The organism is Methanobacterium formicicum (genome assembly GCF_029848115.1).
Taxonomy (GTDB): domain Archaea; phylum Methanobacteriota; class Methanobacteria; order Methanobacteriales; family Methanobacteriaceae; genus Methanobacterium; species Methanobacterium formicicum.
The window spans coordinates 50001-71048 of the sequence record NZ_JARVXG010000038.1 but is presented as its reverse complement, the minus strand read 5'-3'; the positions used below and the strand labels follow the sequence as shown (position 1 = coordinate 71048).

At 41.7% G+C, this 21048-nt stretch carries 20 protein-coding genes and 1 riboswitch (1 of these 21 cut by a window edge); of the genes, 10 read left to right on the top strand and 10 right to left on the bottom strand.

What is annotated here, in order from left to right:
• On the top strand, nucleotides 1-579 hold a 579-nt coding region (locus QC759_RS04215; protein ID WP_279845119.1), incomplete at its 5' end, for a sensor histidine kinase.
• 63 nt (nucleotides 580-642) lie between these two features.
• On the opposite strand, the gene QC759_RS04210 is transcribed toward QC759_RS04215, so the two are convergent.
• Together QC759_RS04210 and QC759_RS04205 are read right to left on the bottom strand one after the other, a co-directional pair.
• Nucleotides 643-993 carry a VOC family protein gene (locus QC759_RS04210; protein WP_048072025.1) on the bottom strand — a complete coding sequence of 117 codons (351 nt, stop codon included), beginning with the start codon at nucleotides 991-993 and terminating at the stop codon, nucleotides 643-645.
• A gap of 185 nt (nucleotides 994-1178) precedes the next feature.
• A complete protein-coding gene (locus tag QC759_RS04205) occupies nucleotides 1179-1649 on the bottom strand; it encodes a hypothetical protein (protein WP_048072024.1) in 471 nt (156 codons plus the stop codon).
• Between the two features lie 303 nt (nucleotides 1650-1952).
• On the opposite strand from QC759_RS04205, the gene QC759_RS04200 reads away from it, so the two are divergent.
• Nucleotides 1953-3263 carry an ATP-binding protein gene (locus tag QC759_RS04200; RefSeq protein ID WP_048072023.1) on the top strand — a complete coding sequence of 437 codons (1311 nt, stop codon included), beginning with the start codon at nucleotides 1953-1955 and terminating at the stop codon, nucleotides 3261-3263.
• A 173-nt stretch (nucleotides 3264-3436) separates the two neighbouring features.
• On the opposite strand, the gene QC759_RS04195 is transcribed toward QC759_RS04200, so the two are convergent.
• The 5 genes from QC759_RS04195 to QC759_RS04175 form a co-directional block, all read right to left on the bottom strand.
• Nucleotides 3437-3967 carry a hypothetical protein gene (locus tag QC759_RS04195; protein ID WP_048072022.1) on the bottom strand — a complete coding sequence of 177 codons (531 nt, stop codon included), beginning with the start codon at nucleotides 3965-3967 and terminating at the stop codon, nucleotides 3437-3439.
• Nucleotides 3968-4218: 251 nt separating this feature from the next.
• Nucleotides 4219-5049 carry a 4-hydroxy-tetrahydrodipicolinate reductase gene (gene dapB / locus QC759_RS04190; protein WP_048072021.1) on the bottom strand — a complete coding sequence of 277 codons (831 nt, stop codon included), beginning with the start codon at nucleotides 5047-5049 and terminating at the stop codon, nucleotides 4219-4221.
• A gap of 164 nt (nucleotides 5050-5213) precedes the next feature.
• A complete protein-coding gene (locus tag QC759_RS04185; protein ID WP_279845121.1) occupies nucleotides 5214-6638 on the bottom strand; it encodes an MDR family MFS transporter in 1425 nt (474 codons plus the stop codon).
• A gap of 154 nt (nucleotides 6639-6792) precedes the next feature.
• On the bottom strand, nucleotides 6793-7479 hold the full coding sequence (locus tag QC759_RS04180; RefSeq protein WP_048072019.1) for a DUF169 domain-containing protein: 687 nt from the start codon (nucleotides 7477-7479) through the stop codon (nucleotides 6793-6795).
• 72 nt (nucleotides 7480-7551) lie between these two features.
• Nucleotides 7552-8196 carry a TetR/AcrR family transcriptional regulator gene (locus QC759_RS04175; RefSeq protein ID WP_048072018.1) on the bottom strand — a complete coding sequence of 215 codons (645 nt, stop codon included), beginning with the start codon at nucleotides 8194-8196 and terminating at the stop codon, nucleotides 7552-7554.
• 187 nt (nucleotides 8197-8383) lie between these two features.
• Nucleotides 8384-8449, top strand: a riboswitch (Fluoride riboswitch).
• Nucleotides 8450-8472: 23 nt separating this feature from the next.
• On the opposite strand from QC759_RS04175, the gene QC759_RS04170 reads away from it, so the two are divergent.
• Both QC759_RS04170 and QC759_RS04165 read left to right on the top strand, forming a co-directional pair.
• Nucleotides 8473-8619 carry a hypothetical protein gene (locus QC759_RS04170; RefSeq protein WP_156104944.1) on the top strand — a complete coding sequence of 49 codons (147 nt, stop codon included), beginning with the start codon at nucleotides 8473-8475 and terminating at the stop codon, nucleotides 8617-8619.
• A gap of 18 nt (nucleotides 8620-8637) precedes the next feature.
• Entirely contained in the window at nucleotides 8638-9867 is a 1230-nt protein-coding gene (locus QC759_RS04165; RefSeq protein WP_048072017.1) for a cation:proton antiporter, read from the top strand.
• A gap of 106 nt (nucleotides 9868-9973) precedes the next feature.
• On the opposite strand, the gene QC759_RS04160 is transcribed toward QC759_RS04165, so the two are convergent.
• Nucleotides 9974-10129: a hypothetical protein gene (locus tag QC759_RS04160; RefSeq protein ID WP_156104943.1), complete on the bottom strand. Its 156-nt coding sequence runs from the start codon at nucleotides 10127-10129 to the stop codon at nucleotides 9974-9976.
• 119 nt (nucleotides 10130-10248) lie between these two features.
• Complete coding sequence (locus tag QC759_RS04155) at nucleotides 10249-11778, bottom strand: MFS transporter (protein ID WP_048072016.1); 1530 nt, start codon at nucleotides 11776-11778, stop codon at nucleotides 10249-10251.
• Between the two features lie 318 nt (nucleotides 11779-12096).
• On the opposite strand from QC759_RS04155, the gene QC759_RS04150 reads away from it, so the two are divergent.
• From QC759_RS04150 to rtcA, 6 genes are all read left to right on the top strand, one after another.
• Nucleotides 12097-14697: a PAS domain-containing sensor histidine kinase gene (locus QC759_RS04150; protein ID WP_048073789.1), complete on the top strand. Its 2601-nt coding sequence runs from the start codon at nucleotides 12097-12099 to the stop codon at nucleotides 14695-14697.
• 103 nt (nucleotides 14698-14800) lie between these two features.
• Nucleotides 14801-15934: a histidine kinase dimerization/phosphoacceptor domain -containing protein gene (locus QC759_RS04145; protein ID WP_048072015.1), complete on the top strand. Its 1134-nt coding sequence runs from the start codon at nucleotides 14801-14803 to the stop codon at nucleotides 15932-15934.
• 204 nt (nucleotides 15935-16138) lie between these two features.
• Nucleotides 16139-16471 (top strand): hypothetical protein, encoded by a 333-nt coding sequence (locus QC759_RS04140; protein ID WP_048072014.1) that lies wholly within the window; start codon nucleotides 16139-16141, stop codon nucleotides 16469-16471.
• 500 nt (nucleotides 16472-16971) lie between these two features.
• Nucleotides 16972-17469 (top strand): TIGR00288 family NYN domain-containing protein, encoded by a 498-nt coding sequence (locus QC759_RS04135; protein WP_048072013.1) that lies wholly within the window; start codon nucleotides 16972-16974, stop codon nucleotides 17467-17469.
• Nucleotide 17470: 1 nt separating this feature from the next.
• Nucleotides 17471-18625 (top strand): TIGR03576 family pyridoxal phosphate-dependent enzyme, encoded by a 1155-nt coding sequence (locus QC759_RS04130; protein WP_048072012.1) that lies wholly within the window; start codon nucleotides 17471-17473, stop codon nucleotides 18623-18625.
• 170 nt (nucleotides 18626-18795) lie between these two features.
• A complete protein-coding gene (gene rtcA / locus QC759_RS04125) occupies nucleotides 18796-19824 on the top strand; it encodes an RNA 3'-terminal phosphate cyclase (RefSeq protein WP_048072011.1) in 1029 nt (342 codons plus the stop codon).
• A 314-nt stretch (nucleotides 19825-20138) separates the two neighbouring features.
• Here rtcA and QC759_RS04120 read toward each other — a convergent pair whose 3' ends face one another.
• Nucleotides 20139-21048, bottom strand: the 3' portion of a protein-coding gene (locus QC759_RS04120) for a PIG-L deacetylase family protein (protein WP_048073788.1). 443 nt of this gene lie beyond the right edge of the window; only the last 910 of its 1353 coding nucleotides appear in the window; its start codon lies beyond the right edge, outside the window; it ends in the stop codon at nucleotides 20139-20141.

Here is a 21048-nt window from a genome sequence, read left to right as displayed (position 1 = left end):
AATAACATGCAGATCATATCCAGCCTGTTAAACCTGCAAAGTGCCCATGTACAGGAAGAAGAGTCTAAAGAAATTCTTAAGGATAGTCAGAGCAGAGTTAAGTCCATGGCCATGATACACGAAAAATTGTACACATCCCATGACCTGAGCCACATTAACTTTAAGCAATACACAGAAAAACTGGTTTCAGATATTTTCTACACCTACAAAGTCCAAATTGGCACGATTGAACCTGTTTTAAAGGTTGAAGATATTGAGTTCAATATGGAAACCGCCATACCCCTGGGATTGATAATTAACGAACTGGTGACCAACAGCCTCAAATTCGCCTTCCCCGACACAGATAAAGGTTCAATCACGGTGAAACTGGAAACAGAGGGTGAAGAACACAACTTGATTGTTGCTGATGACGGGATTGGCTTGCCTGAAGGTTTTGAATTTGATAAAACAGATTCCCTTGGCTTACAGCTGGTCAATAATTTGGTAGCTCAGATTGATGGTAATATTACCATTGATAAAAGTCAGGGAACTAAATACTCCATTAATTTTAAGGAGTTAGGTTACACGGAACGATTTTAAGGTTTATTTTGTAAAATTTATATGTTCCAACCCTGAGAAAAAGAAACAAATTAAAAAAGAGAATTAATGGTGCTGAATCAGTGCTATCCTGGCTCCATTAGGGTCTTCGATGAAAGCCAGGTATCCCACAGTTATGGGTATGGGTTCCATGACGATCTTGACACCTTTAATTTTAAGTTCCTCCACTGTGGCCTTCACATCTTCCACCTCCATCCCTATACAGTACAGGCCGGGTTCATTTTCCGTGTTCTGGATGAGTTCGATCATGGTATCCCCTTCACCCTTCAACAACACGATTCTTGCTCCAGGGTGGGGATTGTGTTCACTTTCCACTTCAAATCCCATAACCTCGGTGTAAAATCTGATTGATTCCTCCATATCCATTACAATAAAGGTATTGTATTTGATTTTCATATTCGGTTCACCGTTATAAATTACTGTCCCGGTTACTATCAATTTTGTGAATTTTTTCTACAACCAACTATAACTTCAGTTTTCGAATATCAACACAAAGATGTTAAAAACACGACAATATCAAAATTAAGAAAATTATGGGGTTAAACACTTAAATAATTGAGTTAAACACTAAAATAGATTTATTACCATTCATTTTTCCATTGTATTTTTTGATTTTCATGTCTGCGAAGATAGGACCTAACCAACATTATTATCCCTAAAACTATCATCCCCATTATCCCGCAAATGAAATATAAATTATCCAAATAATGTTTAAAAAAGGCTAGATAAATTATAATTACTCCCAACAGGATTAACAAAGCAAAAGAAGACAAATAATAAGTTTTATTGTAATAACCTTTGTTTAGGAATGCCCCATCAATAATGAAGCTAATGCCAACTAAACAGGTTATGAACTGTTGTTTATCATTGGAAAATAAAAGACTTATTGATCCAACAATTAGAATAATAAACCCGATAATAGTCATTAAATTAGATTTTTTTACCTTTTTTAATTTAACTATTGCAAATCCCACAAGATAGGTGGCAGTGAAAATGATAGCAATTCCCATAGCAAGTACTATAAGTAGTTCGATGAGGGGATGCAGCTCCATATAATCACTTTTTTGTTCTTACCTAATCCACGAGGGAAAGATTATCAAGTTTATAGGTTCAAGTAGATGTTTCTGAGCAATCATATTTATTCTTTTATCAATCATAAATGTTATACAACAGGAACTTCAGATTTATAAAAAAATTTTAGTATCATTGCCACTTCATAATAATTATCAATAAATAAACCAGGATTAAGTTTGTAATCCGATTTCTACTATCATTAACATTTTCAATGCAGGATAAATTCAGCCTAGTAGGTTATGCTGTTTCGTTAAAGATTTTTACAAATTAGGAGACAACCAATGCATCATTTGACATCTAAATTGGTGATTTACAAAAATATCAACCAGGATAGCATCTTGTTAAGGCTATCTAATATCTGCCAACAATTTGAATCAGGGGATTATGTAAAGGAAGACCTGATTTCAGATATTTACATCGAAATTAATCGGCTTCTGGATATTTCAACAATTTATGGCTTTGATGAAAATCTGTGGCACAATTACCTGGCCTTTGTTCTGGCCATGACTGAAAACCCCTTTACCCTGGTTTCGGAAAAAGTGGGGGTCAATGAAGGCACGGTAAATAAACTTGCCCGGAACGATTTTGGTATCTTTAAGCAATTGTTTGACTATGACTTTTCTAAAATAGAAAAAGAACTGGACATTGACTGCTTTACGATTATCACTGATTACGATGCAGTGGTGAAAAGTGAACAGATTTTCAACCAGAGTGTGAGTGAAAAGGTTCAGAAACTCAGTCAGGCTATTGAACAGGCTAAAGATGCCGATGAGGTATATAAAGTCGTTACCGACTTCTACCAAGCATACGGAGTGGGAGAATTGGGATTAAATAAAGCTTTTCGTATTTCAACGGAAGATAAGTCCGGAATCCTTTGCCCCATAACCACCACTAACGATATGCGCCTGGATGACCTGGTGGGTTATGAATCCCAAAAGAAAGAACTGGTGCAGAATACAGAAGCCTTCGTGGAAGGGCGCCAAGCCAACAATGTTCTTCTCTATGGAGATGCCGGCACTGGTAAATCTGCCAGCATAAAGTCCATTCTTAATCAGTACTACAGTCAGGGCCTGCGCATGATTGAGGTCTATAAACATGAATTTAAAAAACTGCCCCAGGTCATTGACGCCATAAAAAACAGAAATTACCGTTTCATAATCTATATGGATGATCTGTCCTTTGAAGAGTTCGAAATTGAGTATAAATATTTGAAGGCAGTTATGGAGGGGGGTCTGGAGGCCAAACCGGAAAACGTGCTCATCTATGCCACCTCCAACCGGCGTCATTTGATCCGGGAAACCTGGAGTGATCGTTCGGACATGGCCGATGATGAACTGCATCGCTCGGAGACTGTGAATGAAAAACTATCCCTGGCCGCCCGGTTCGGGGTGACCATTGGTTACTACACTCCTCAAAGGGAAGAATATTTTAATATAGTTACCACTCTGGCCCGACGACACCCTGAAATTAAACTTACCGATGAAGAACTAATAGCAGAAGCCGGTAAATGGGAAATGCGTCATGGTGGAATCTCAGGGCGTACAGCCCAGCAGTTTATTGATTACCTGATTGGAGCGGTTGATCTATCCTGATCTGGTTTTAATTAAATTATACTAGTAAAAATTATTATTTATTCTCTAATTTTCGTTTTTTAAATTATGCTAAGAATTCTTATTATAATTAGATATAGTTGAAGACTTATGAAAAAAACTCCAAAAAAGAAGACAGATAATAGAGATATCTCCTAAAACTAAGTTATTATTAATTAGTTAATTGTGGAAATTATCAATTCTACTGTAATTTTTACCGCATTATCATATAATTCGTTTAGGGGATAAGTCCAATATTTAACATTTATAGAATAATATTTGTTGTTTTTTTGGAAATAATAATTTTGGAATGTTTTGGTGCCATTTGTATTCGTACAATTGATAAATTTAACATTGATTCCTCCTATAGTCATGTTCTCATCTTTTATAACAATTCTGTCTAATGAACTATCAGAACTTTGCAATTCAGATTCAAACATGGATTCATTAGCATATTGTGTTACGCAAAGAGTAATTGTTTTAGATTCAAAATTCGTAGGAAACTGATTATCGAAAATAAGAGAATTATTAGTACTATCGCTACTAATAAGCCACCAATCATAAATTTTGAAATGTGAATCAGAAATAGAATATTCGGTGCTAGAATTATTGTTAGTGTTAGCAACATTAAAATATCCACTTAATCCTATTACAATCCATAATAGGAATACTATTGATACTACCAATCTGGAACTAACCTCATCCATAATAAATGTCTCAACATTAATACTAATAAGAGTATTGAATTATGGTGTCAATATTTACTTCGTAATATAGGAGTTTAACGAAGTAGATCTATATTGGAACTCCATTTTCACAATTTGAAGAAATAGTCGTGTTTTCATCAGTTGGGCTATATGCTGTAGATCATTTTAAGGTAATTCTCAGTAAAACAAAAAACGGGTCTCTTGATCTTTAAAAAATATAAAAATTAACTAGAAAAATAAAACATCCATTTTCACTTCAAACTGAGAACATCTTCCATGGTGGTGATTTTTCCCTTAGTTTCTTCCGGGGATTCCATGAGATACTGTACGGCCTTAATCACTCCAGTTACAAATGCTTGCCGGGTCCCGGCCCGGTGGATAATTTCCAATCTTTCACCTTCACCGGCAAAGAGTACAGTGTGGTCCCCCACAATATCTCCACCACGGACTGCATGTAAACCTATCTCTCCCGGACTTCGTGCACCAACCATTCCCTGCCGACCACATACCATGGATTCATCCCCACCTACTCCCAGTTCATCGGCTATTATGTGGTAGGCTTCAAGTGCTGTGCCGGAAGGTGCATCAGTCTTGTGTTTATGATGGGCTTCAATAATTTCCACATCCCAGTCATTCAGAATCTGGGCCAGATCCCGGATGATCTTAAAGAACACATTCACCCCCACAGCCATGTTGGGAGAAATAACTGCCTTTACCCGGTTTTCTTTAATGGATCTTTTTATTTCATCCATCTGAGCCTCTGAAAATCCGGTGGTCCCCACCACCACGTTCACCCCACATTCTGCTGTAGTTTGGATGGCCTCCACTGCGGTCTGGGCACTGGTAAAGTCAATCATAACATCTACTTTTTTCTCATTTAAAACCTCAGAGAGCATCTGTGCACCAGTTACCAGGACACCAATCTTCCCCACTCCCACCATTTCACCGATATCTTTCCCTTCATGGGGGGTGTTTTCTCTTCCGATAGCCGCCACCACTTCCATATCCTCGGTTTTAAGCACGGTTTTAACTATTTTAGAAATTATCCTCCCACCGGCGCCATTTACTGCCACTTTAATCATCGTTTATCAGTCTCCAGCTAATCTTATCAGTTTCAGTTAAAATTATTTATAGGTGTTTTTCCTTTTATTATGTCAGTTTCATTATGTGTCCGGGTTGTTAGATTTATTCCTATCAAGAGTTAATAGTTTCATTTCCCCTATCAGTTCATTTCCCCTTTCATAGGTTAGTAGTTTCCTTTCATATCCGGAGTATTGGTTTCTTCTCCCCCATCAGGGTTAACAAATTCATCTCCACCTAAAGGTATCTCTTCCAGGAAGAAGGCCATAGCCAATCCGGCCAAGGCCAGTACAATGGCCACCAGGAAAATATTCTGGATGGAAAGTACCAGGGCTTGGGAATTTGTAGTAAGGGCCGTGGCCCGGGCCAGGGTGAAATTCATTATGTATCCAAAGAGGGGAACGAATACAATGGTACCTATGTTTCTGAAAAACCGCATAGACGCAGTTACAATGCCTATTTCTCGCAGGGGGAATGCATTCTGCACAGCCACATTGAACAGGTTATAAGCCATCCCTGAACCAATACCCAGAACTGTGGAATAGAGTATCAACAGGTAATAGGGTGTATCTGCGTTCATGGTAGCCAGGAGCACCACCCCTATTCCAGTTATAATAAACTCGGCAATGACCAGTTTCTTGTATTTCCCAGTCCAGGCTATGATCTGCCCGGTGATTATGGAGGCCAGGGTCAGGCTGAATAGCATGGGGATCATGATGAGCCCGGAATGGGTGGCGCTCATGCCTAAAACCTCCTGTGCAAATAAGGGGACATAGATAACTCCACTAAACATCAATGCCGCTGCCAGGAAACTTTCTACCGAGGACACGTTGAATATTGAATTCTTAAATAGATGCAGGGGTAAAATTGGTTCTACTGCCTTTTTCTCCGCCCAGACAAAAAGTGTGAAACTGACTCCGGAAAGCAGGATGAGTCCCGCTATCAGGTTCCATGAATAACCTCCTTCCCCTGCCAGGGTTAAGGCCAGGATCAGTGCACTTAAAGCCAGGGTAAAGGTAACGATCCCCCCATAATCAATGACCTTTTTAACATCCGGTAATTTGAAGTTGGGCAGAGAATAAAGGATTATGGTCACGGCCATGATTCCAATGGGAACATTCACAAAGAACACCCATCTCCAGCCCCAGGTATCGGTGATCACCCCTCCCAGGATTGGCCCCAGAACATCGGCCACCCCGAACACTGACCCCAGAATTCCCATATATTTAGCCCTTTCCCGGGGGCTGAAAATTTCTCCAATGACAGTAAAGGGTAGGGATAATAAAATTCCACCTCCAATCCCCTGCAAACCTCGGAATATTATCAGCTGCAACATGCTGGTGGAGAAACCACACAGCACAGAGGTTACAATGAAGATGATGATTCCCAGGATCAGCACATGTTTTCTACCGTAGATATCGGATAATTTACCAAAGAGGATGAGGGAAATGGTGGAAGTCAACATGTAGGCGGTAAATGGCCAGGCATAATATTCCATTCCCTGCAGGCTGTTAATAATCTGGGGCATGGTGGTCCCCATGATGGAGTAATCAAAGGCAGCAACAAGGAGCCCTACCATCAATCCACCCATAACCATGATTAATTTCTTTTTGCCAAGTGGGGGATGGTTTTCATAGTTTGCAGTCATTGTTCTGTGTCCCTTTTTATAGTTGTCATTCTCCAAGAGTTTTTAGTTACCCGGTTTCTATTTAAAAAGGATAAAAAGTAACAAATTTGGGATGGGATTATTCTTCCTTGAAAAACCTTTTAGTTCGCATCTGGCTCAAATTAGAAACAATGCGGGACAGGGCACTGGCTGGAATACTGACCATAACCTCTCCGGGGTCAACGTCCATGTTACTCCGGGCCCCTACATCACCAAATCCATAGGTGACCTTACCCGTCATATAAGGGGCTGCCGCCATGGAACTACATACGGGGGCAGCGTCAGCCCCCAGTCCATGTTCTCCGGAATCATAGGCATTGGCGTGGAGTACTTCCATTCCCTGCTGGGCATTGCAGGCCAGGAAAATCACATCGGGGTCGAATTCTGCCTTACTGAGGGGAGAGAAAAGAATCGCACTAAAAATTCCCGGATTTATATATTCTTCATTTTCCCTTGAACGCTGTACTGCCGGAATATCCTTAAACAGGCCATTGGGGATCATGAATGCCCCGCTCTGTACATTGGCCGGGTATTCGGCCATGTCCTTAAGTCCGGAGTATCGGGCCCCACCCATACATTCTTCCTCTTCCAGGGTGGCATAAAATACCTCGCCGTTTATAGCTTTTTGAAGCTTGGCACAGAATCTTGATTTACCTTCCTCTTTCTCCACATTGTGAGGAGGACGCACTGACCATTTTATGGCCACTGCTTCATTTTCCAATTGCAATAGTTCATTTAAACTGTTTCCTAACATTCTAAAATCCATTTTTAACACCTTTCCTTTAGTTATACCATTTTTAACAAGTTTAAGTAGGTCATGAATGCTTGGAGGTTATCTCTACTTCCTTAACATGTGAAGGAATAAATCTCCTATGTCTTTGTCAAATTTATCATCATCAATGTCCTTGGTTTCCAGTAAATCTCTAGCCCAGTCACCCATATTCACCCTACCATTGTATATTACTGATAAGAGAATAGCTGCTTCGGTAGGGTCCACATCTTGCCGGATATCACCATCATCTATCCCTTTTTGTATGGAATCTATTCCTATGGACATTATTTTTTTGAATAACTCCCTCACTTCCTGGAACTCTTCACTGCGGTTCATCTTATCCGGGTCAAATTCTTTTTTAATGGAGGTGGGAGAATATAACAGCCGGAAATAATCAGGATATCTATTAGAAAATGTCCTATTTGCTTTTCCGTACAACATGAACTTTTCTAAGCCAGTATTTCCTTTTTCAACCTCTGATTTAACTGATTCATACCAGATGCGAATACCGCGTAAGACCACGGCAAAGTACAGGGATTCTTTATTCTTAAAGTAGAGATAAAGTGTACTTTTGCCCAGTCCAACTTCCCGGGCTATTTCGTCCATGGTTACGTCATCAAAGTTTTTTTCAGCCAGTAAATTCCGGGCTGCCTTGATGATATCCTTTTTACGTTCTTCTCTTTCTCTTTCCTTCCATTTTGCCAGTGACATATTATCATCCCTACCACTAATCATGACCATGATTTCTATTCATGACTCACGGTCAGTACTATAACTGTAAGTCATGTAGTATTTAAAGATTGTGGTTACTATCATTTTTTTGCAAATTTCTCCTGCCGGCCGAAGAATGGCAATATACTGGAAAATTTTTATATAACAGGAAAATCATAGCACTAACTCTATCACTGGTGATGGGGTTCACCACAAACTGCTCAAAAAAAGGGCTGATGACTCCTGGAAACTATAAAAACAATGGAAGATGCGAAAATGTTAGGTGAAAAGACCCTGTTAGACAGTACTATTTTAGAATACAACTCAATTTTGAAGTACCCTTCTTACTTGAAGGTTAATAATGCATTTAAACACGAAACAGTAGAATACTTGCTGGGAAACACTCCTGGTCAGACTATTTAAATCTAGGAGTGGTTTTAAATGGAATTTCAGTCGGTGGCCTTTAGCGTAGCCATTATAATATTACTGGGCCTTCTGGCCAGCAAACTCTTCAACCGGATCAAATTACCCGGATTACTGGGAATGCTCATTCTGGGGATAGTGATTGGTCCTTACGGATTTAACCTGATTGATAAAGCAATAATGGCAATATCGGGGGATTTAAGGGCAATCGCCCTTATCATCATTCTGTTACGGGCAGGTTTTGGAATCCATATGGAGAGCCTGCGCAAGGTGGGAATGTCCGCGGTGAAAATGAGTTTCATACCCGATGTGGTGGAAGGATTAACCATCACCTTCGTATCCCACTACCTCTTAGGCTTACCCCTTATTGAAGCGGGTATGTTGGGCTTTATAATAGCGGCAGTATCCCCGGCAGTCATCGTACCCCAGATGCTCAGCTTTATCAAGAGAAGAATGGGAACTGGTAAGGGAATACCTCTCATCATCCTGACCGGTGCTTCTGTGGACGATGTGGTTTCCATAACCATATTCTCCATATTCCTGGGAATGTACGGAGGCCAGCAGGTGAACTACCTGGTGACCATATTCAGCATACCTCTGCAGTTTATACTGGGGATCCTGCTGGGACTGGTCATTGCCGTCATCCTGATATACCTCTTCAAACGTTTCAACATACGAAACACCGAAAAAACCCTGATCATCCTGGCCTCAGCCATAATACTCAAAAATCTGGGGGATGTGCTGAGTACCTGGGTGCCCATAGCCGCCCTGGTAGGGGTCATGGTCATAGGATTTGTTATACTGGAGAAGATGCCTGAACTGGGAATGCAGCTATCCAGTAAATTCGATAAGATCTGGATATTTGCGGAGATACTCCTCTTCGTCCTGGTGGGAGCCCAGGTAAACATCTACCTGGCGGCATCATTCGCCGTGGTCGGCCTGACCATAATCATAATCGGTCTGGCCGCCCGTAGTGCCGGGGTTTATCTGGCCCTGGCTGGCTCCAACCTCAATCTACAGGAGAAAATATTCTGCATAATAGCCTACATGCCTAAGGCCACAGTACAGGCCGCTATAGGTGCCATACCTCTATCTATGGGTGTGGCTTCCGGGCAGGAGATACTGGCCATAGCCGTAATTGCCATACTCTTCACCGCACCTTTAGGTGCCATGGGAGTGAGCTGGTACGGTGAAAAAGCGTTAAAAGTAGATGAAAATGCCGTTAGCAAGGAAATAATGGTTAAATAAATAGTATCTACTTAAATATTTTAGAATTTGGAATAGGTAATCTGAATTTTAAAATAGGTAGGCAGAGTTCAAAATAGGGAAAATAAAAAAAGGTAGGGGTGTAAAACTATCCCCTTTTCTGGTAGGTGTAAAAACCGTAGACTATAATTATTATAATTGCTACCCAGTAGGTGTACACCAGGAATGTGGGCAATGCAAAGTAGAGTATTGCCAGTATAACACCCAACACCATCATTAAAATACCGTTTAGTTGATTGCTCATTTTTCCCAACTCCCTTAAAATTCTTTAATATTATTTTTTTTATTTTCTATTTAATAATTCTACCCCATTTTATCCCCCACCCACTATGAATAAATGACCAAGGGAGGATCCATTACCAATCAAGTGGGATTTTTCCTGGAAGGAATAAACAGGCTGGTAAAAAATCCTAAAAACAGGATCAATGATAGCACAGTGAAGGTCTGTCTCATGGCGGAACTGATGGTTGAATCAATGATCCGGGGAGCGTAGGGAACCAGTTGTGGGGGTATTTGGGGAGTGCCAGTTTGCATTTTTTCCATGTAATTGAAGAGACCATCATGGATCTCATCCTTAGTGGTGTTATCCACCAGGCCAGTGGATTCTATCCCGGCAGTAAGGCCACCGAATACACTCAGTAAGAGTAAAACCCCGATCAGTGCGGTTCCCATGGAATAACCAAGATTTTTAAAACAGTTCAACAAACCAGATGCATCTGTTTCCTGATCTTTACCCGCAGCAGCCATGGTAAGGTTGGTTAACTGAGAAAGTAAAAAACCAATTCCCACCCCGAAGACTACAGTTCCCGGTATCAGATCCTGCATATGGGTATTCACATTGAACACACCACTCAGTATAAATGTCCCGATTGCTGCTATCAAAAATCCAATCATCAAAACGTATTTGGAATCTATCCTGGATGATAACTTTGCACCAAGGAGAGAACAGATAAGGATAACCATGGAAGCCGGTAAAAGAGTTAAACCTGTGTCAAAGGCATTCAATTTGGTTACCTGCTGTAGAAATACCGGAATAATAAAGAGAAAACCAGCCAGGGGTATCTGCTGTATAACATTGTTCAGGGTTCCCAGACCAAATAAACGATTTTTAAGGAGAGTAATATCGGATAATGGTTCTAAACCATTGTTAATTCGTCTCCTCTGCCACCACAGGAATAAAATGAAGAGAATGGAACCGGATCCAACCAGGACTGCGACATATCTCCAGTATTCTGGCCTGGTGAGGAAAAGGATGCCCAGAACTATTAATATCAAGGAAATTACCGATAAAAACACTCCCACTATATCTAAATCTTTCCATTTAAGGGTTGGTTCTGATTCAGTTAGGTAGTGTCTGAAAATAAGTATACCTGCCACAAAGACCAGTTCTGAACCAAACACCAGCCTCCAACTGAGGTAGGTAGTGAAAATCCCCCCAACTATGGGTCCCACTGCTGCTCCCACCGCGGCAATACCACCCCATATTCCAAAAGCGGTAACTCTGTCCTTCCCTTTGTAACTGGATCCCACAATGGTGGTGGTGGCCGGCAGGATCATGGCCGCACCAACACCTTCCAGAATAGCCCATCCTAACAGGAGCATCCCGGCATTGATACTCATAGTGGCGGTGATTGTACCGCAGGCATAGATGATAAGGCCCATTAGAAATGTTTTCTTACGCCCCAGAATATCCTGTATCTTGCTACCTAACAACATAAAAGAAGCAATTATAAGGGCGTATATGGCAATTATGCCCTGTATAATAGATACGGTGGTGTTCAATTCCACAACCAGGGTGCTGATAGCTACATTCATTGCTGATGAATCTAAAACAATGATAAAAATTGCCATACAGGCAATCAATACTACTCCCCATTTATATGAATCATCCATGGTTTCCCTCCCACATCACTACCCATAATTATGTAGTTCAAGTTTAATATTATGGTAAGCTGATTTTCTCGGGATCGAAGATGAATCCCCTTGATCGGATAAAATCCACTAGGGGATAGGTGTAGGGATCATAATCCACCTAATTTTCCAACCATCCTCATTAATTGGTTATTAATTTTACCCAAATTTAGGCAAAATATAAGTTTTTTAACCAACATAATACCACTGTGTATAAATGAAATCGCATAGGGGATTTCGGGTTGTACTAAGGAGATGAACCCTGTTTTATTCGTGGTGCGATTCTTAGGGAGTATAACCATGGTAAAAAAGAGTGTTAACTCGGAAGATGTTATTGGTGCTTTTATTGATAGTTCTCCCATCCCTCAATTCATCATTAACCCCGATCACCGGATTATTTTTTGGAACAGGGCCCTGGAAAAATACACCGGTATCAAGTCCAGTGAAGTGTTAGGGACAGATAAACACCGAAAAGTGTTGTACCACGCTCAAAAGCCTTTAATGGCCGATCTGCTGGTAGATGGTGATTTGGAAGGGATCAAAAAATGGTATCAGGGCTGTAAAAAGTCCAGTTACGTTGATAATGCCTTTGTAGCCGAGGAATTCTTTCCCCAAATTGGTGAAAATGGAGTGTGGCTCTACTTCACCGCTGCCAAAATCAAGGATGAGGAAGGAAATGTCATTGGAGTTTTAGAAACATTAGAAGACATTTCACAGCGTAAAAATATGGAATTAAGTTTAAAAAATGCTAAAAAAGAGTGGGAAGTCACCTTTGATGCCTTACCTGATTTGATATCTCTCATTGATGTTGACCACAACATAATGAAAGTTAACCGGACCATGGCCCAGGCCCTAAACATGAAACCAGAGGAACTGGTTGGTAAGAAATGTTATTCACTGGTCCATGATACGGATGAACCACCATCATACTGCCCCCATGAGAAACTACTCCAGGATTGCCAGCAACATTGTAATGAAGCCTTTGTGGATAGTTTACACGGAGATTACGAAATCACGGTTTCACCGATCATGGATGATGATCAGTTAAGGGGTAGTGTACATGTGGCCCACGATATCACCCAGCGCCGGAAGATGGAATTAGACCTAAAGGAAAGTGAAGAAAAATTCAGGGAAGTATTCAACAATGCCAATGACATGGTTACCCTAAATATTATGCACCCAGAGGGACCTGGTAAATTCTTGGAAGTAAACCAGGCTGGCCTGGACACATTGGGCTACACTCGGGAAGAGTTTTTTGAACTGTCTCCGGGGGATATATTGTCCCCTGAAGATCAAAAAAATATTCCGGAAAAATTTAAAAAACTCCAGGAAGAGGGTTACATCAACTTGGAGATGACCAACATCACTAAGGCTGGTGAGAGAATACCGGTGGACGTGGCCCTGCACATATTCCAGCTACAGGGACAGGATGTTATTATTTCCGTAGCCCGAGATATCACTGAACGCAGGAAAGCGGAAAATGCCCTGATTCAAAGTGAGAAAAAATACCGAACCCTCTTTGAAAACATGCTGGAAGGATTTGCCTATTGTAAAATGTTATTCGATGATGAGGGGCAGCCCATTGACTGGATATACATTGATGTAAACCCTGCCTTTTATGAACTCACGGGATTAGAAGACATCCAAGGAAAAAAAGTTACAGAAGCTATTCCTGGAATTATAGAGGCACAACCCGAACTATTTGAATTGTATGGTAGGGTTACTTTGACTGGGGAGGCAGAAACTATTGAAGTCTATTTCAAACCCCTGGAAATATGGTTTAACATATCTGCCTTCAAACCCGCTCCTGAACATTTTGTGGCAGTCTTTGAAAACATAACTGAACGTAAAAAGGCAGAAATTGCTTTAAAGGAAAGTGAGGAGAAGTACCGTCTTATTTCAGAGAACACCGGTGACGTGATCTGGTTAATGGATCTGGACTCCCAAAGATTTACCTACATAAGTCCCTCAGTCTACAAGTTAAGGGGATACACTGCAGAGGAGGTTTTAGATCAGTCTCTGGAGGATATTTTAACCCCGGAATCTTATCAGTATCTCATGGAAAAGTTACCCCAGAAAATCCAGGCCTACAGCTTGGGGGATGAATCTATGAAATTACAGACCTTCCGGGTTGAACAGGCTTGTAAGGATGGCCGTACAGTTCCCACCGAGGTGGTGGCCAACATCCTCACCGATGAAACTGGAAATATTACTGGCCTACTGGCGGTGAGTAGAGATATCACCAAAAGAGTGGAAATGGAAGAAGAAATCCAAAAATCATTACAGGAAAAGGAGATGCTCCTTAAGGAGATACACCACCGGGTCAAAAACAACCTGATGATCATTGCCAGCCTACTGAACCTCCAGTCAAGGTACATAAAGGATAAAAAGGCCCTGAGCATTTTCAAGGAGAGTCAGAGCCGGGCCAACTCCATGGCCCTCATCCACGAAAAACTGTACCGCTCCACAGACTTAAAAAGGATCAACTTCGGAGAATACATCAAAACACTCTCTACAGATCTTTTCCGCACGTATGTGGGTGATCCCAGCAGGGTGAGGCTGAACATCGATGTGGAGGATGTTATGCTGGACATCAACACCTCCATTCCCCTGGGCCTGATCCTTAATGAACTGGTATCAAACTCACTTAAACACGCCTTCCCTGATGAAAGGACCGGTGAAATAAATGTTGTTTTCACCTTAACCAATGATGAATACCAGTTAAAGGTTAGTGATACGGGAATTGGATTCCCCTCAGATCTGGACTACCGCAACACAGATTCACTGGGAATGCAACTGGTAACCAGTTTAACCAGTCAAATTGATGGAGAACTGGAATTGGATACCACCAAGGGAACAGAGTTCTGCATTAAATTTAAAGAGAAGGAATACGGGCAGTAAATCTTTTTACTATTATACCCACTCTTGAATTCAGCATCAATACTTAGAGATTATGATTAAGGATGGGGCATATCAAGGGGATATGTTAAATGGGGAGATCTGAATGAGTACTGGGGAACAATCAAAAGATCAACTCTTAAATGAGCTGGAAGAGTTACAAAAGCGGATTAATAGACTTACAGAGGAAAATCAGCGGCTAAAAGATGATAATCAATATTTGATATCTTTGGCCGATAGTGAGGAGATATTCCTTAAAATATTTAACAATGCCAACGATGCTATTTTCCTGCACAAACTCAGTGAAGAGGGAGTATCCGGAAATTTTATGGAAATAAACAGTGTGGCCAGTGAGATACTGGGTTACACCCGTGAAGAACTCCTGCAAATGGCCCCCCTGGATGTGGTAGGTGGGGAATCATTCCCTGGAACCGGTCACCCGGATGACTGGGATAAACAGAGTAAAATTACCTTTGAAACCTTTTTAAAAGCCAAGGACGGTAGAAGGATACCAGTGGAAATTAACACTCATATCTTTACATTCAACCATGAAAAACTTTCTCTATCCATTGCCCGTGACATAACTGAACGCAAGAAGATGGAAGATGAATTGAGAATTTCCCTGGAAGAAAAAGAAATGCTATTAAGGGAGATCCACCACCGGGTCAAGAACAACCTGATGATCATCTCCAGTCTCCTGAACCTCCAGTCACGTTATATAAAAGATAAACAGGTTTTAGATGTTTTCAAGGATAGCCAGAACCGTGCCCGGTCCATGGCCCTTATCCATGACCGGTTGTACCAGTCCAGTCACCTGAAAAGAATAGATATTGGTGATTATATTCAGACACTGGCCGGAGACCTTTTCCGTACTTATGCTACTGATCCTACCAGAATAAAACTAAATTTCGATATTGAAGAGGTGATGGTGGACATAAACACCATGATCCCCCTGGGACTCATTGTAAATGAACTACTATCCAATTCACTGAAACATGCCTTTCCTGAAGAGCGAGAAGGTCACATTGACATTGGTTTCCATTCCCAGGATCATTCCTACCAGCTAATTGTCAGTGATAATGGTGTGGGATTCCCGGAGGATATTAATTATCAGGACACTAAATCTCTGGGATTGCGCCTGGTGAACATTTTAACGGACCAAATCGATGGGACCATAAAACTTAAACGGGAACACGGCACAAATTTCATTATTGAGTTTAAAGAAAAGCAATACCGATAAATAAGGGGTTTTTTAATATAGTTCCCTTTCATTATCATTCCCGGGGATAATTATTGGGCAGGAGGGAAAAACTATTAATACTTCACTTTATCATCTTTTGTATATACCCTGAAATCAAATATTCCCCGATAGTTAGGGGGTATGAAAACTATTCTGAATCGTAAACTTAAGAATCATTAATAAATAAAGATTGGGTGAAATTCAATGAGTAAAGATGAACAAAGAATACTAAAGGAACTCAACTCCCGAATGAAAGAATTCAGAGCAGCATTAAAGGATGAAAAGAAAAAACAGGACCTTCAAGACAACATCCCAGGATCCCAAATCCTTATCCGTTTTGAAATATTCCTCCCCTCACAGAATCCCGAGGAATTTGTTGATGGTTTATATCTGTACATGAATGATGAGGGACAGATAGCCAATGCTGAATACTACTTCCGGGACATGTCTGACGTGGAAGTAATAAACATAGCAGAAGAAGACCTCTCAGTGATAAAGGACCTCTTTGGAGATGCTTTTACCCTGGAAGTGGAATGATCAAATCATTCCTTTTTTTAAATTTTTACCACAGTTTCTGAGTACCTAACCTATTCTTTGACATTCTCGGTGTATCTTTTCCCACGGTATCTACTTTCACTTATCCCGCGGTATTATATTTTCATGGTAAATTTTCTAGTTTTCACATAACTGGTGAATAAATGCCATTATTATATGGGGGCATTGCCGCTAATTTTACATTGTACTGTTATCCAAAACTTCGTTAAGGAATTAAAGGTGGGAAACAGGGTGTTGCAAAGTTTATATAGGTAAATATTCATATTTATATTCATAAATAAAGAAAATGGTAGAAAAAAAGAGCCTAATTACCTCTTAATAGATAAATAAGGGGATTGAATTTATTGGTCCGTCATTTAATTTCAGATATCTACTTTAAATTGTCAGAATAGTTTTTTCCAAAGGATCAATAATAATATTTATGATTTGATGGGACCAAATTTAATCCACTTTTTTCTACCTACCCCCTATGGAGGATAAAAATGCGAAGTTTTGAGAAGTTAACTTCTTACATTCCACTTAGAAAATCAGAATCAGGATCTAAGAATATAGGACTCCTGGTTGACGGCCCCAATATGCTCCGTAAGGAGTTCAGCCTTAATCTGGATCTGGTCCGGGAGATCATTTCCGATTACGGTAATATGAGGGTGGGTAAAGTTCTCTTAAATCAGTACGCCTCAGACAAACTCATTGAAGCCATAGTAAACCAGGGATTTACTCCCATAGTGGTTGCCGGAGACACCGATGTCTACATGGCAGTTGAGGCCATGGAACTTATTTACAACCCTAACATTGATGTAGTAGCACTGATGACTCGTGACGCTGATTTCTTACCCATAATTAACAAAGCCAAGGAAAACGGGAAAGAAACCATTGTTATTGGAGCAGAACCAGGATTCAGTGCCGCCCTGCAAAACTCAGCAGATGACGCCATAGTCTTAAAACCTGAAAATCATAAGAATGAACCCAAGGACGACTGAAATGCTTATCTGCTCATCCCTGGATGAAGTTAAAAGAAGAGAATCGGCTTTAAGGTTTATTGCTAACCTGTTAAAGGGGAAGGAAAGATCCAGTTTATATGACCTTTCCGGGTTGGCTGGAGGATTTCCAGTTAAAGAGAGTGACCTCCCCCTGCTGGAAACCTACTCTGGGCCAGCTATTTTTTCAACTCACCTCCAGGAAGAGGGTAAAAAACATCTGGGTGGGGATAAGGTTGCTGCCTTCAACCGTACCAGTGCCGCCATACTGGCCACTATTCTGGCCCTGGTAAAACCCGGTGAAGAAGTACTGCACTACCTACCTGAATTACCTTCACATCCGGCTATTCCCCGCAGTGTTAAACTTCAGGGAGCAACCTATCGTGAAACTGACAATCTCCAGGACTTCCAACTCACTCCTAAAACATCTCTGGTAGTTATAACCGGATCCACCATGGATCACCGGGTTCTTCCCCTTGAAGATTTTCACCGGATCATAAACATCTCCCAGGAACAACAGGTCCCGGTGCTGGTGGATGATGCCTCCGGAGCACGTATACGCACCGTGATTTACCAGCAGCCCCGTGCACTGGATATGGGTGCGGATCTGGTGGTAACCAGCACGGATAAGTTGATGAACGGACCTCGTGCTGGGTTGATGGCTGGTAAAACCCCCCTGATAAACATTATAACGGAAAAGGCACAGCAATTTGGATTGGAAGCACAACCACCGGTAATTGCCGGTATTGTCCGGGCCCTGGAAGATTTCACACCCCAAAACCTTTTAAACTCTCTGGAAAGGAGAGACCACGTCTACACGCTCCTCCTGGAAGTGATGGGAGGAGTGGAAAAGACCCCTACTGGTTTCATGATTTCGGCAGCAACTCTACAGAAGGAGATCACCCCTGAAGGAGAAGAACGTTCTCCCCGTGAACTGGCCACCTTAATGGCCATGGTACTTTTAAAGGAACACCACCTGGTAACCATCCCTGCAGTGGGGATGCCCGGAGTATCAACCACCATCCGCCTGGATTTATCTGCTGCCGATGCCTGGAGACTGGATGACTCCCAGATAATAAATGCCATCCGGGAATCATTAGGACGGGTAAAGGAAATAGCCGACGATGCTGAAACCTGTTTAAGTATTCTGTACGAGTAAGGCCGGTATTTCATGAAGGGATAATGGGTATTAAACAACAGTACCCGTAACTGGAATATTTTTTAATATTTTTCATTTTTAATATTTTTCAAGTTTTTCAAAATATATCACCATTAACTAGGAATGGATTGTGAAAGAGCTAGGAATGGATTTGAAAGGGAGTGAACTGGATGATTGAAATTGATGGATCATTTGGTGAAGGTGGAGGGGCTATTTTAAGGGTGGCCACCGCCCTATCGGCGTTGACTGGTAAGGCCCTGGCCCTGGATAATATCCGGAGTGGCCGCACCAAACCCGGACTAATGCCCCAGCACCTAAACGCAGCCCGTGCACTGGCCAGGCTCTCCCAGGCCGAGGTAACTGGACTGGAATTGGGTTCAACCCAGATGACCTTCAACCCAGGCCCACTGCAGGGTGGGAAACTGGAGGTGGATGTGCAGACGGCGGGCAGTGTGTCGTTGATCCTGCAGGCCCTGATGATTCCCTCTTTTTTTGTAGATTCTCCCCTGGAAATTACCATAACCGGTGGAACTGATGTTAGATGGGCACCACCCTTTGACTACCTCCAGCATGTCACCCTGCCGGTTTTAAAGTCCATGGGACTTAAATTAGAACTCAAGCTAATCCAGAGGGGATACTACCCCCGTGGCGGGGGCACAGTTCACGCCGGTATTGAAGGAAAGCAGCAACTGCAACCAGTGAACCTGTATGACCTGGAAATAGATTGTATTCGGGGTATCTCCCACTCCAGTCAACTTCCCCGGCACGTGGCAGAGAGACAGGCCCGGGCTGCCCAGGAAAAACTTAGCAGTGCAGGGTATCCCGTGGAAATAGAGGTCAAACATGATAACAGTGCACCGGGTCCGGGTTCGGCCCTGGTACTCTGGACTGAAGTTAAAAACAGTAACGTGCCTCGTGTAGGTGCCAGTTCACTGGGAAAACCAGGTAAAAAGGCGGAAATAGTGGGAAAAGAGGCTGCCTGTGACCTGTTGCAAACAATGGAAACTGGGGCAGCTCTAGATAGATATATGGGTGACCAGATCATCCCCTACATAGCCCTGGCTGGCTCTTCATCAGTAAAGATATCCCAACTTACCCCGCACACCCTCACCAACATCCACGTTTGCCAGAAGTTCACTGACCGGAAATTCCAGGTTGACGGGAGAGTGGGGGAAGTGGCCACTATCACCGTGGACTGACTGTATTTTAAGGGGCTTTGTATCATATTTTAACGGGTCTTATTCTGGAATTACCAGTATTTTTAGCATACCGTGGTATAGTTAAGGTTATACAAAAATTTCAAATGAAATAACAAATCAGCATATCTTTCAGATTCAATTAAGATGGTCCTATTTTTTTCAATTAAAAATGGTTTTCAATTAAAAATGGTCAGCATATTGTTTTTTGAATGAAATTGTTATTATTATCTGGTCTTTTTAAGTTAGTATCTGGTCTTTTTAAGTTAGTATCTGGTATTTTTAATAAAAAAAGAAGGGAGGATGTAAAGTCGTGATTAACTTACCTTTACCACCCTCCACGCGGTCTGATCGTAGATGGCCCCGGATTTAATGGAATCAACATTTACCGTGAAGTAGGGGTGGTCGGTAAAGAGGGATGAAGGCACTTCCAGCAGAATGGTGTTGTTTTGTATGGTCAGGGGAATGCTCTCTGCACTGGAATTACCCTCACTTTCCACTTGCATTTCTGCCTTTCCATTCTCCACGGTAATCACTGCTCTTTCAACTCCGGCAGGGTGGAATAGGTTCAGTCGAACATGGTAAACCCCACTGGGGGAAGGTTCCTCCCTGGTTTTAATGGATATCCATGATTTGGCCAGGTTCAGGTCCATCCCCACTGAGGTTATGTCCAGGGATTGTTCCTTTCCCTGGTATTTCCCATCACCAACCGGGTCACTGAAGAGATTCACGGGTACTTTAGAACCACCAGTATAATCACTCTCCGGGATGCTCATATTGGATTGGGACAAATTAAGTACAGGATAATGGGCAAATAACTCATTCTTACGTACAAAAGACATTAAATAGGAAGTGGACGGGATCTGAGTTTTATAATCTAACATGGCCTTCTCTTTCAAACGTTCCTGGTAGGAGGTGAGGTTAAACACAAACCATTCGGGACCATTTTGAAGGCCCACCTGCTGCTCGGGAGGGTTAAGATAGTATTCGGGATAATAACTCCGGGCACTGGGCCAGTCTGGGGGAAGATGCAGGAGGTAAGTGTATTTGCTTCCACTGTATCCAGTTTGAGTGGTAACATACTCCACAAATCCATTGGTGGCCTGGTGATCGTACTGTTCATCATCTCCACTGGGGTAGATTATGATGGTTGGTTTAAAATCAGTGATAACTGTCCTTAGATTATCTGCCAGGTTACTACCGCAGTAAGTGGCGTTTTTCTGGAGG